Here is an 11419-nt window from a genome sequence, read left to right on the forward strand (position 1 = left end):
CAAGCATGTTCATCATGTTGAGGACACGGTCGTATGCGGCGCGCGCCACCTTCCCCATGTTGTCGTCCACAATGTTCTTTTCCACCCTGCCATCAAAGGCAGTGTTCTTCAGGCTTCCAAAAAGTAACTTGCTATCGTCAGATGTCAGGCTGCCATTAATGGGGATACCTGCCGTACTAATGAGAAGCGCCATGCTTGAGCGAAGGAAAAACAAGAGAAAGTCGCGGCTAATAACCGTGAATACACAAATGGCCACCGTAAGGGCAATGTAGGGGTTAAGCATACTGATACCACTTCCCCCGCAGTCAGTGTTCTCTCCCGTAGCCGTGCCGCCACTGGTATCTACGCCACTGGCGTTAGCGAGCAGCTTGGCCTGAACCGCCTTGACTTCGTCAGCGGTAGTAATCTTGGAAGGGTCTGCCGGCAGGGCATCCATGAGCCGCTTAAAGTCGGAGTAGAACGGTGACGGCCCAACATAGTATGTATCACGGTCACCATAGTCCAAGTCCTTGCCCTCTTTCATTGCTGTGGCAAGCTGTGAATCAGCCGGCTTCCAGATCCGCTTAGTTGAACCAGGGTCAAATGTACCCGTCCTAAGTGCGGCAACCTTACCTTCATCCATTCCCACATAATCACCAGCTGTTGCACCTGCGGTGTCATCGCGTTTCATCCATACCTCACCCGCTCGCACAGACCCCAGCATAGGAGCAACACTCTTTATGAGATTCTGAGTAATACTACCCTGTAAGCCCTCAACGTCAGCCTTGAATTCAGCTACTTTCTTTCCATTGTCGTAGTTGGTGCCTTTCCCATCAGCAAGCTTAATAAACCTAGGCCACACCACTGTTTTCAGAATTTCATCTGCCTTGGAAATATCCTCATTCCTCGTATCACTCAGGGTTTGGAGGGTGGCATTGCCATCAAACTTATGGAGCGTCTTAGGATCCTTACCCTCTACGAACGTCTTGTAGTAGGAATAGGGGTTGTACTCTGTAGTAGTCTTAGAAAATTGAAAAGGGTCTGTGAGCGCTTTTCCACCCCCCCAACTATTCCGCAACTCATTAATCTTTACGTCATTCGCCGTGATTCTCTCACTAACAAAGCCATCGATGGTGGCAGGCATAGCAGAGGTCCAGCCCGCTTGGGCAACAGACGGCGCAATGGTAGGAGAAAGTGTGAGGAACGCAAATTGCGCGATGCCTATCGCGCTGAGTAGTACACTCGAGATAATTCGTTTTCCCCTCATAGAATGGTATTACCACCATTCTACATGCCTCTAATCAGGGGTTCAAATAAAGTGAGGTGAGCTGATCCCTCTTTTGCCGTGCTTCTTCCGCCATCTTTCGGTACTTAGCGTTTTCTGCCGCCAGTTTCTCATATGTCAGGTACCGGTAATGCCACGCTTCGGGATAATCAGGATCTGCTTCCAAAGCCTTCTCCAGGGCATACTGCGCATACTCAGGCTCCCCTGTCTCATAAAGGCGGATAGCCGCGGTGACGGCTGCTTTTGGGGACGTGAACGGGCCGCCGGACTCATCAAGGAGACGCACTACGGGGTCAATGTGGCTTTCACGCCAAAAACCATCAAGCTCGCGTGGGTCAGTTGGGGCAGATTCTGCCAGGGTGAGCCATCGTTCAGCATCAGGAGATTTTAGCTCTTGGGCGCGGCGAAACTCACGGGCTGCAGCTGGAAAGTTCTGTGTCTTAAGGTATTCCACACCACGGTTGGTATAGCGTTCGGCCAATTGGGGACGAATAGCAGCAAATACCTGGTAACCAAGTAGCCACAGTATCGCAAACGCCACAACAAAGATGGCGGTTGTCCTGCGTGCGGAGAACACCGGCTCTTTCGTTTCTTTCTTTTTGGCCGATGTCATAATCTACAACCGCTCAGAGATGAGCATCCCCTCACGCTCTGGGAGTTGCTGCCAAATAGCTTCTGTCACAAATGGCATAAAGGGGTGGGCCAACTTCAGGGTGCCAGTAAGAACCTCAAAGAGTACGGCACATGTTTTGTCTGTCACACGGCCATTTTCATCTTTCTGGTTCTTTGCCGCCTCAACATACACATCTGCAAATTCGTGCCAGGCAAACTCGTGGAGTGCCTGGATTGCTTGGGCAAAGCGGTAGCTATCTAAGTGCGCCGCAATTTCTTCCTTGGCGTTCAAATACGCAATGGTGATGTCTTTATCAGCCTCTGTAATAGAGCCGGTTACCTGCGTGTCAGCATTGAGGGATAGTTCATGTGCGTCCTCGTATTTTGTCATGGTTGCCCGTGGCAAATCACTTGGAAGCCGGCCATCCATTTGCATGAGCACAAACCGGGCCATGTTCCACAGCTTGTTAGCAAAGTTGCGGCCGCCGATCATTTTTTCCTCGGGAAGCGGAAGGTCGCCTGCAGCTGCGCTTCCTACCACCAGGCCAAAACGCAGGGCATCAACGCCGTACTTGGCGGCTAGCTCTACTGGAGAAACTACATTCCCCTTAGATTTGGACATCTTTTTACCCTGGGCATCGTTCACCATGCCGTGGAAATACACGTTCTTAAACGGTACTTGGTCGCGCAGGTAGAGGCCCATCATAAGCATGCGGGTAACCCAGGAGAAAATGAGGTCTCGCCCCGTTTCCATTACGGTTGTAGGATAGAAGTCCTCCAGATATTCCTCACCCATGGCCTCAAGTACGGCCACTGGCCACTGCGCAGATGAAAACCAGGTATCAAAAGTATCTGGGTCATTGGCAATTTCCGGCACGTCGGGCATTGCACCCGCAATAGGAATGCCCCACCAAATCTGACGGGAGATGTTCCAATCGCGCAGACCCCTCAGCCAATCAAGCTGAATTTTTTTGTATCCTTCTGGATAATAGGTAACCTCACCCTTTTCAATTGCTTCAATGGCACGGTCTGCCAGGGGGCGGACCTTAACGTACCACTGCGGCATAACCATAGGCTCAATAGGCTGCAGGGACTTGTAGCAGAGCGCTACAGAGTGACGATAGTTCTCGTCCACCTTTTCAATAAGTCCAAGCTCTTGGAGGCGGGCAGCAATAAGCTTGCGTGCCTCGGCCGCCTTTATACCGGCAAACTCACCCGCAATGGCGAGCAGCTTACCATCCATGCCAATGACCGGCGTAATAGGAAGGTTGTGACGCTGGGCGATCTCAAAGTCTATTGGGTCATGCGCCGGTGTAATGGTCATGGCACCAGTACCAAACTCGGGCTTGATTGCCTCGTCAGCAATAACCGTCATGGTTATGGTTTCACCTGTGGCAATTTGGACGGGGTAGGACTTGCCCACAAATTCTTTGTAGCGCTCGTCCTCCGGGTGAACCACGATGGTCTTATCACCAAACTTGGTTTCTGGACGGACGGTGGCAATGGTAATGGGGCCGTACTTAATGTAGTACAGCGGGTCTACCCGGTCTTCGTGGAGCACTTCAATATCAGAATAGGCAGTCCGGTACTTTACCGAGTAGTTAACAATGCGCTCACCCCGATAAATAAGGCCTTCCTGGTACATCTTCCGAAACGTGCGGTACACACGGTCTACGACCAGCGGATCCAAAGTGAACCGATTTGCGTCCCAATCTGCGGAAGTACCCATCATACGCACCTGGTTCTCAATGTTTTCCTTGTTCGCCAAGGTAAATGCCAGGGTTTCCTCACGGAATTGCTCCTGCGTCATTTGGAAACGGGAACGGCCTTCTTTTTCCAGCTTTTTTTCAAATACAATTTGGGTTTCAAACCCGGCGTGGTCTGTACCCATAACCATGAGGGTACGGTCACCTTTCATGCGATGGTACCGCGCCATAATATCTTCAAGGGTACAAACGAGCGCGTGACCCATGTGCAGGTTGCCGTTAGCATTGAACGGCGGCATGACAAGGGACCACGGCTTACCCGTGCCTTGCGGTTTGAATGCGCCAGAAGACTCCCACATTTCATAAATGCGGGCCTCGTGCTCACCGGCTACATATGCTTTTGGGAATTCGTTTTCCATAGATACCGGCTCAGTGTAACCGAAATCTTGAGGTTTGGGTATGCATTTCCAACCAGACAGACACGCTTCATTCTGCTAGCATACGGATATGCATTCCACGGACTTGGCAGCCTTTCTCCACTCGCCCTATTGGGAGGAATTTTTGCGTGCCAACGGCCAGTCTGTGGAGCGCTCGGGTGATGCCCTCTATCTCCAAGGGACCCTCCCAAGTGGCGGCAGCTATTGGCGCTCCTCCCGGCTTCCTATTGATGATTCCTGGTCCCCTCCTCCATTTACAAAAAACGCCTGGTTCATCCGTCTGGAACCCTTAGCAGAACTCCCAGCCTCCCTTTCCAAATTCGGACGGGTTCGCGCTACGGACTCTGTGCAACCAAAACAGACGCTCGTTGTGGACCTTTCCCGGACTGAAGAGGAGGTTTTAGCGGGCATGAAGAGCAAGCACCGATACAACATCCGCCTTGCGGAACGCCACGGCGTAACCGTTGAACTCTTCCACGAAGAAGCGCCGCAGCACTACGACCGTTTTTGGAAACTCCTTACAGAAACCGCCACCCGGCATACCTTCCGCACCCACAAAGAAGAATACTACCGGCACATGGTAGCCACGCTTGCCCCCCATGGCAAAGCCCATTTGGCGTTTGCCCGTATTGGCGACCAAGACTTGGCTGCCCTCCTTCTTATTACCCATGAAGAGACGGCAACCTATTTGCATGGCGCTTCCACCGATGCACGCAAAGAAGTGATGGCCCCCTTTCTCCTGCACTGGCAGACCATGCAGTGGGCCAAACACCACGGGTTTGTTTCGTACGATATGTGGGGGACAAATGCTGTCCAGACTGAAGAAGGTTGGGCACCACGTGCCAATCACCCTTCCGCTGGCACTACCCGCTTCAAACTAGGCTTTGGCGGTGAGGTCATTCAGTACCCAGGTGCCTTTGACCTTGTCTTGAAGCCAATTCCGTATACACTCTACTACAGTATTCGTCGCATTATCCGCCGCCAGAGCTCATTTTAAGCCATGCTACGAGCAATCAAGTCCAACGTCCGCAAGCGGGTCCCCCAGAAGTCCATTAATCGCTTCCACTTATTCGAAGCCATATGGGCCAATATTCGGTACCGTTTCCCTGCGCGGGGCATGTTGGTAGTTGGCATCACTGGCACAAAGGGTAAGACCACGACAAGCCACTACGTGGCCAGCATCCTGGAAGAAGCAGGCTTTAAAGTAGGGATGGCCACCACTGCAGTCTTTAAGATTGGTGATGAAGTCTGGGCCAACGAGAGCAATAAGAGCGTCTTGCACCCAATGGAGCTTCAGGCGCTTCTCCGCCGCATGAAAGATGAGCGCTGCGACGCAGCAGTAGTTGAAGTGACCTCTCACTCCCTGGACCAACACCGTGTCTGGGGAATCCCTTTTCGTTTCGTTGGTTTCACGAACCTCTCGCACGACCACCTGGACTACCACGAGACAATGGAGCACTACCGCGACTCCAAGCTGAAGCTCTTCCATTGGAGAAGTGCGCGAGCCTGCGCCATTAATGCCGATGACCCGGTGGGCCAGTATATTTTGGATAGGACAAAGATCCGCCGTCGCTGGAGCTACAGCATGGAAACGGACATCCCCTACCCCTCCGCCACCGACCATGCCTGGGTAAGCAGGGTTTCTGCCAACTCCACTTCCGCCACCTTTACCCTTCACACAGGACTTGAAGAAGCCCGCGTCCAGCTGCAACTTCCTGGACGGTTCAATATTGAGAACGCCCTCTGCGCCGCAGCACTTTGCTCCAACCTCAACGTAAAGCTGGGTACCGTAGTTGCCGGCCTGGAAAAGGTGACCCGCGTCCCGGGCCGCTTGGAAAAGATTGAAACGAACAAAGGCTTTTCCGTCATCATCGATTACGCCCATACACCGGACTCCTTGGAAAAGCTCTACAGCACCCTGCGTCCCGACATCCGCGGCAAGATGATTGCGATCCTTGGTGCCACAGGTGACCGCGACCGGACGAAGCGGCCTATCATGGGCGCCCTTGCTGCCCGCTTTTGTGACGTAGTCATTCTCACCGACGAGGAACCTTACACAGAAGACCCGTTGGCTATCATTGAAGAAATCGCCAAAGGAGTACCACGAGGCCGCACCCTTTTCCGACCAAGTCAAAAAGAGCTGCAGCGCCGTGAAAAGGAACGTACTGTCTTCCGTAAGGATGACGAAAGTGGTGAAGGTGAGTGGTGGTGGAAAGAGCCAGACCGCGCCAAAGCCATTGCCCAAGCCATAGACCTGTGCCGCATGGACGATGTTGTCCTTGTCACCGGCATGGGTGCCCAGACTAGCAAGTATGTCGGCGATGAAAAAGTGCCTTGGGATGACCGGGAAGTCGTGGAACGTATCCTTCGTGCCAAGAAACTCCTATGACCGTTTCCCGCGGACTTACACCGGCACTTATCCTGGCTACCGTTAGTCATGTGGCCAGCCTGTTTATCCCCCTGGAGTGGCCAAGTGTTTTGAACTTCCTAAGCCACCTCCTTTCCCTCATTGGCATGGCCTGGGCCTTGTCTTGGCTCCTCACCGCCCGAAAGGAACAGAAGCAGATCAAGGTGGGCTCAGAGCTTATCCTTGCACTAGCTTTCCTCTCGTGGGTTGTGAGTGCTTACTACATTGGCACTGCCAAACCTGAGCCGGCACTCGGCATATCTCCCGCCGGCATGGTCAGCAACATCCTCCACCTCATTTTCCTAGGCGCCCTTACCTGGGTCACTGTTTACACCCACCTCTACACCGAAACTAAGCCTCAAAGCTCATAGGATATGGCTGAAAAAACCCTTCTTATTGTTGATGGAAACGCCCTTATATACCGGGCTTATCACGCTTTCCCTAAGAACCTGACCGCACCTGATGGGTCTCCTGTCGGTGCCACGTTTGGTTTCTGCCGGATCCTTTTTGGCGCCATCCGCAACCTCAAGCCTACCCACCTAGCCATAGCCTTTGACTTGCCTGGCCCAACGTTCCGCCATGAAATGTTTGCGGATTACAAAGGCACCCGCTCTGCAATGCCCGAAGACTTGGTGAGCCAAGTCCCAGTGGTGCACGAAATTGTGGAAACTATGGAAGCCCCCATTTTCACCCATGAGGGCTTGGAGGCTGACGATATGATTGGCACTATTTCCCGCCTCTTGGAAGAGAAGCATTCGGAGGTACGTACCATCATCCTCTCGAGTGACCAGGACCTTCTCCAGCTCGTGACCGAACAGACCCTCATGTATGCACCGGCGGTCCTCCCTAAAAAACCTACGCTTTTCACTGTTAAGGAAGTGCAAGAAAAGTACGGCTTTGATCCTATCCAAATGATTGAGTATAAGGCGCTACGTGGCGACCCCTCAGACAACATCCCTGGCGTAAAAGGCATTGGCGAAGTTACCGCTACCCAACTCCTCAAACAGTTTGGGACCATTGACGCCCTCTACAAAGCCCTCGCCAAGGGCCCTCTGGAAGGGGTTAAGACAGGTGTGCAGGACAAACTTAAGGAACATGAGGCAGATGCCCGCCTCAGCCACAAGCTTGCCACTATTACCACCGACGCCAAGATCTCTTTTTCACTGGATAACTGCAGGCTAGAGCTCCTTCAGCCAGAAAACCTTGTGGATCTCTTCCGCAAACTGGGCTTTAAGAGCCTGATTGAAGAGCTCCCTGGCAGCCACAAGCTTGCCGCAACTGCAGCCGACGTCTTTGGTGAAAAAGAAGAAGCCCTTGCCGCCGTGGAGGAAGAGGCACACGAAGAGTGCGAGAGCGACCGTATTGATGCCTCTCTGGCACCAGTGCTCCGCACCATGGAAGACTATGGCGTAAAGATTGATGTGCCCTACCTGGCCAAATTGGAAGCAGAGTTCACGACGGAAATTGGCACCATCACCGCCGAACTCCAGGAGCTGGCAGGCCAGCCCTTCAACCCAGACTCCCCCCAGCAAGTCGGCTTCATCCTCTACGATGTAATGAAGATTCCCACTACACACATCCGCAAGGGTAAAACTGGCTTCACCACCGATGCGGACACCCTCACCAAAATTGCGGAGGAGCACCCTATTGCCGCCCTTCTTCTCACCTACCGTGAAAAGACCAAGCTGCTTAATACCTACATTAAGCCGCTTCAAGAAATAGTGGATAAAAAAGGGCGCGTGCATACCAGCTATGCGCCAGACACGTCTACGGGGCGTGTTTCCTCAAGGAACCCCAACCTCCAGAACATCCCCACCAAGAGTGAGCAGGGACGCCGCATTCGCAAGGCCTTTATTACAGAAAAGGGGTGGTGCCTTATTTCCGCAGACTACTCTCAGATTGAGCTGCGGGTTGCCGCCCACCTTTCAGGTGATGCAGCCCTTATTGAAGCCTTTAATACTGGTGGCGATTTCCACAAAGAGACCGCCGAGAAAATGGGAGTGGACAGGCGTACGGCCAAGATTATTAACTTTTCCATTCTCTATGGCAAAGGGGCCTATGGTTTTTCACAAGACCTGAACATTAGCGTGGACGAGGCGAAAAAATACATTGAACAGTACTTTAAGACCTTTAGCGGCCTACGCACCTATTTGGATAAAGTTCTGAATGACGCGCGCACCAATGGCTACGGTGAAACCCTCTTTGGTCGTAAGCGGCCATTCCCCAACCTCACCGCCGGGAACTACAACCTGCGTTCAGCTGCAGAGCGCGAAGCCCTCAACCTACCGATCCAAGGTACTGCTGCCGAAATCCTAAAGAAAGCCATGTGCAGCTTGGACAACAGGCTTAAGGAGTCTGGGAGCAAGGCCCGCATGATCCTTACCGTGCACGACGAACTGGTGCTGGAAGCCCCAGAAAAAGAAGCTCAGGCTATTGCCGCCATCCTCAAGGAGACCATGGAGACAGCGGTACAGCTCATCGTCCCCGTATTTGTCGAGGCAAAGACAGGTTCCAACTGGGCAGAAATGACTCCAATCGAAAACTAAACCAGTTTTCCTGGTCCCAACAGGTAAGACAAATCGCGGATAAACTTTTCCGGCAAGGCAACCACGTCCAGGGTGGCTGCCATTTTGCGTTCTTCCTGATAAATGCGGACCCACCATGTGGCATCCTCTTTTTTGTCGGTGAGAGCCGTATGGAGTTCAACGACAAAGTTTTCCTTGCCCCATTCGTTAAGCAAGGCACTCATGAGGAGCGCCAAGGCCTCGCTGGTATGTAGGCAAGCAACAGCACTCGCCTTCTCTACTGAGCTTCCCTGGCTTGGGGGGATATACCAGACTTCCTTGTTAAAGAGTGGCGCAGAAGGGGCGTAAATGGTGCCATCAGTTGCATCATGCAGAAGGTAACCACGCTCTGCCCGGCGCAACTTGGTAATGAGCTCGTGGTCAATGAGGGGAACGTCACCTGCGACAGGGTGGCTGGTCGCAATAATCTCCCCTACGCGCTGGTATTCGTCATTAACAGTATGCAGCCACCCAGTGTGCATCATCACCTGTGCATGGTGAAGGTGGGGGTTGTGGTGGATATGCAGCAAGCGCTGTTGCAGCAGCTGAAGCCAGGCATGCCACTCCTTGGCTTTCCAGGACTTCAAATGTTTCTTGCCACGGTAGAGGAGGAGTTCGTATTCCCCCACTGGCGGCTGCTCGCTATAGAGCGTGGAACTAGTCCCATGGCGTGGTGGCGGATCCATGAGGAAGGGTGGACGGGGATGGTTGGCGGCAAGAAAATCGCCACGTTTCCCACTATGCAAAAGGTTCCCCTCTGTAACCTGGAGGGCATGGGCAACGGAGCTCCCAAGGAGCACCCACTGCCTGAAAACCGGATTAAATCTGTATGTGTGCATGTGCCCGTTTGTCTCACACAATGATACGTGACCCTGTACCTGTTGCACAAGGAAGCCATTCCTGGTACTATAGCGCGAGATTAGTTACCAGAACTCACAGTAAATTCATGCCAGTCACCAAGTCTGCCAAACGCGCACTTCGCGTTGCACATCGCCGTCACGAAGAGAACCTCGAAACGAAGGCTATGTACAAAAAAGCAGTGAAGGCAGTCCGCAAGGCAGTTGAAACAAGTGCCAGTAATGTCTCTGAGCTTTTTAGCACAGCACAAAGCGCACTCGACACCGCTGCAAAGCGCAAGACCCTTCACCGCAACAAGGCTGCCCGTCTTAAGAGCCGTCTTGCCAAGAAGCTGAACGCAGAAGGTGCTAGCACCGCTGCCGCCGCTCCTAAGGCTAAAAAGGCCGCTGCACCTAAGAAGGCTGCCGCCAAAAAGCCAGCTGCAAAGAAGGCTGCCGCTAAGAAATAACTTAGCACCAACCGCCTCCTCCAGGAGGCGGTTTTTTAATTGACATTTATTTCCAACCTGGAATAGTTGAGATGCGATTCTTGAGGTATTCATGCAAGTAACTATAAAGACGTTCATCGGAGGGGGTTTTTCAAAAAACATCTCCACTGCAGTCACTGAGGCGGAAAACGCCTTTAAAATTTGGAAGATGGGTGAAGGCAAGTTGCTCAAAATAACTCACCTCTCGACCTCGATCGTCCCAGGGGAGGCCACTATCGCCTTCGCAATAACCATCCTCTATGAGGGGTGATTAGCAGAAGCCAGTGCCCAGCGCTGGCTTCTTTTATTTAATGGTATGATGATGTCATATGAGCCGCGACCGCCTCACCATTACCCTTGACGATGCCCTCCTCTCCGCCGTAGACGGTACGATTGATGGCTCTTCGGTACGTAACCGCTCGCATGCAATCGAGCATTTGATCCGGCAGGGGCTCCGCCTTCACGAGCTGACACATGTAGTGCTGACTGCCGGCGCCGCCTCGGATCAGCCACTCATCCCCTTATTAGCTGAGAAGCTGAATGCCACAAACATCATACGATGTATGATAATTTCCGATCCCAACCATCCAACCTGGGCAACCGAGGTAGCCGCCTCCCTAGGTTCTCTCTCCTCCCGCCTCCAAACCAAGATTCTCCCAGGCGACTTTGGCAGCGCTGCCGCACTCACCCTAGCTGCCAATGAGCTCCTCACTCCCTTCCTTTCCATTGAGCTAGGTCCGGAAACAATGCTCCCACCCAGCTTCCTCCCCCTCTACACGGCGCATCACCAGAGTGGAAACGTGGTGACTCACCTGCTGACCACCGAAGACGGGACAACGTTCCACCAGAGCGGGGTACGGGTTATTGATGCCAGCTTCATTACCTCCATTCCTGCCGGCCGTGCGGACCTGCAGGATGTCTTTCCCCTCCTTGCAAAAGCCGGTAGAGTGGGGACATATGTCGAATAACAACCATCGCTCTGCCCTCATTATTGCGGGCGGAACAGGCACCCGTCTCTGGCCTATGAGCCGGCGGAACCTCCCTAAGCAGTTTCAACACCTTCTCGGTTCAGAAACACCTTTTCAGCACATGGTCAACCTGGTTA

General features: G+C 52.9%; 12 protein-coding genes. 8 read left to right on the top strand and 4 right to left on the bottom strand.

What is annotated here, in order from left to right:
* The 3 genes from VLA04_00280 to VLA04_00290 all read right to left on the bottom strand — a co-directional run.
* Nucleotides 1-1246, bottom strand: a 1246-nt coding sequence (locus VLA04_00280) for a hypothetical protein (GenBank protein ID HSI20137.1), incomplete at its 3' end; no start/stop codon positions are given.
* Between the two features lie 34 nt (nucleotides 1247-1280).
* Entirely contained in the window at nucleotides 1281-1877 is a 597-nt protein-coding gene (locus VLA04_00285; GenBank protein ID HSI20138.1) for a hypothetical protein, read from the bottom strand.
* 3 nt (nucleotides 1878-1880) lie between these two features.
* A complete protein-coding gene (locus VLA04_00290) occupies nucleotides 1881-4001 on the bottom strand; it encodes a valine--tRNA ligase (GenBank protein HSI20139.1) in 2121 nt (706 codons plus the stop codon).
* 88 nt (nucleotides 4002-4089) lie between these two features.
* Here VLA04_00290 and VLA04_00295 point away from each other — a divergent pair, with 88 nt between their 5' ends.
* Genes VLA04_00295 through VLA04_00310 form a run of 4 tightly spaced genes read left to right on the top strand, consistent with a single transcriptional unit; the run spans nucleotide 4090 to nucleotide 8972 of the window.
* The gene (locus VLA04_00295) at nucleotides 4090-5016 is read left to right on the top strand and encodes a peptidoglycan bridge formation glycyltransferase FemA/FemB family protein (GenBank protein HSI20140.1); all 927 of its coding nucleotides are present in this window, start codon (nucleotides 4090-4092) and stop codon (nucleotides 5014-5016) included.
* A 3-nt stretch (nucleotides 5017-5019) separates the two neighbouring features.
* Nucleotides 5020-6408 carry a UDP-N-acetylmuramoyl-L-alanyl-D-glutamate--2,6-diaminopimelate ligase gene (locus VLA04_00300; protein ID HSI20141.1) on the top strand — a complete coding sequence of 463 codons (1389 nt, stop codon included), beginning with the start codon at nucleotides 5020-5022 and terminating at the stop codon, nucleotides 6406-6408.
* On the top strand, nucleotides 6405-6797 hold the full coding sequence (locus tag VLA04_00305; GenBank protein HSI20142.1) for a hypothetical protein: 393 nt from the start codon (nucleotides 6405-6407) through the stop codon (nucleotides 6795-6797). Before VLA04_00300 ends, VLA04_00305 begins: the two co-directional genes overlap by 4 nt.
* A 3-nt stretch (nucleotides 6798-6800) precedes the next feature.
* Nucleotides 6801-8972: a DNA polymerase gene (locus tag VLA04_00310; protein ID HSI20143.1), complete on the top strand. Its 2172-nt coding sequence runs from the start codon at nucleotides 6801-6803 to the stop codon at nucleotides 8970-8972.
* Here VLA04_00310 and VLA04_00315 read toward each other — a convergent pair.
* Nucleotides 8969-9829 carry a hypothetical protein gene (locus tag VLA04_00315; protein ID HSI20144.1) on the bottom strand — a complete coding sequence of 287 codons (861 nt, stop codon included), beginning with the start codon at nucleotides 9827-9829 and terminating at the stop codon, nucleotides 8969-8971. The two genes, VLA04_00310 and VLA04_00315, sit on opposite strands and share 4 nt — an antisense overlap.
* 107 nt (nucleotides 9830-9936) lie before the next feature.
* Between VLA04_00315 and rpsT the strand changes: the two genes are divergently transcribed.
* The 4 genes from rpsT to VLA04_00335 form a co-directional block, all read left to right on the top strand.
* On the top strand, nucleotides 9937-10296 hold the full coding sequence (gene rpsT / locus VLA04_00320) for a 30S ribosomal protein S20 (protein ID HSI20145.1): 360 nt from the start codon (nucleotides 9937-9939) through the stop codon (nucleotides 10294-10296).
* Nucleotides 10297-10387: 91 nt separating this feature from the next.
* Complete coding sequence (locus VLA04_00325) at nucleotides 10388-10585, top strand: hypothetical protein (protein ID HSI20146.1); 198 nt, start codon at nucleotides 10388-10390, stop codon at nucleotides 10583-10585.
* A gap of 58 nt (nucleotides 10586-10643) precedes the next feature.
* Entirely contained in the window at nucleotides 10644-11282 is a 639-nt protein-coding gene (locus tag VLA04_00330; protein HSI20147.1) for a hypothetical protein, read from the top strand.
* On the top strand, nucleotides 11272-11419 hold a 148-nt coding region (locus VLA04_00335; protein HSI20148.1), incomplete at its 3' end, for a sugar phosphate nucleotidyltransferase. The genes VLA04_00330 and VLA04_00335, both read left to right, overlap by 11 nt.

The sequence above is a fragment of the Verrucomicrobiia bacterium genome (assembly GCA_035460805.1).
GTDB lineage: Bacteria > Patescibacteriota > UBA1384 > CAILIB01 > CAILIB01 > DATHWI01.

Bases quoted from the DNA above. Each gene is read 5' to 3' on its own strand.
- VLA04_00285 (HSI20138.1), bottom strand. From the start codon at position 1,877: ATGACATCGGCCAAAAAGAAAGAAACGAAAGAGCCGGTGTTCTCCGCA.
- VLA04_00290 (HSI20139.1), bottom strand. From the start codon at position 4,001: ATGGAAAACGAATTCCCAAAAGCATATGTAGCCGGTGAGCACGAGGCC.
- VLA04_00295 (HSI20140.1), top strand. From the start codon at position 4,090: ATGCATTCCACGGACTTGGCAGCCTTTCTCCACTCGCCCTATTGGGAG.
- VLA04_00300 (HSI20141.1), top strand. From the start codon at position 5,020: ATGCTACGAGCAATCAAGTCCAACGTCCGCAAGCGGGTCCCCCAGAAG.
- VLA04_00305 (HSI20142.1), top strand. From the start codon at position 6,405: ATGACCGTTTCCCGCGGACTTACACCGGCACTTATCCTGGCTACCGTT.
- VLA04_00310 (HSI20143.1), top strand. From the start codon at position 6,801: ATGGCTGAAAAAACCCTTCTTATTGTTGATGGAAACGCCCTTATATAC.
- VLA04_00315 (HSI20144.1), bottom strand. From the start codon at position 9,829: ATGCACACATACAGATTTAATCCGGTTTTCAGGCAGTGGGTGCTCCTT.
- rpsT (HSI20145.1), top strand. From the start codon at position 9,937: ATGCCAGTCACCAAGTCTGCCAAACGCGCACTTCGCGTTGCACATCGC.
- VLA04_00325 (HSI20146.1), top strand. From the start codon at position 10,388: ATGCAAGTAACTATAAAGACGTTCATCGGAGGGGGTTTTTCAAAAAAC.
- VLA04_00330 (HSI20147.1), top strand. From the start codon at position 10,644: ATGAGCCGCGACCGCCTCACCATTACCCTTGACGATGCCCTCCTCTCC.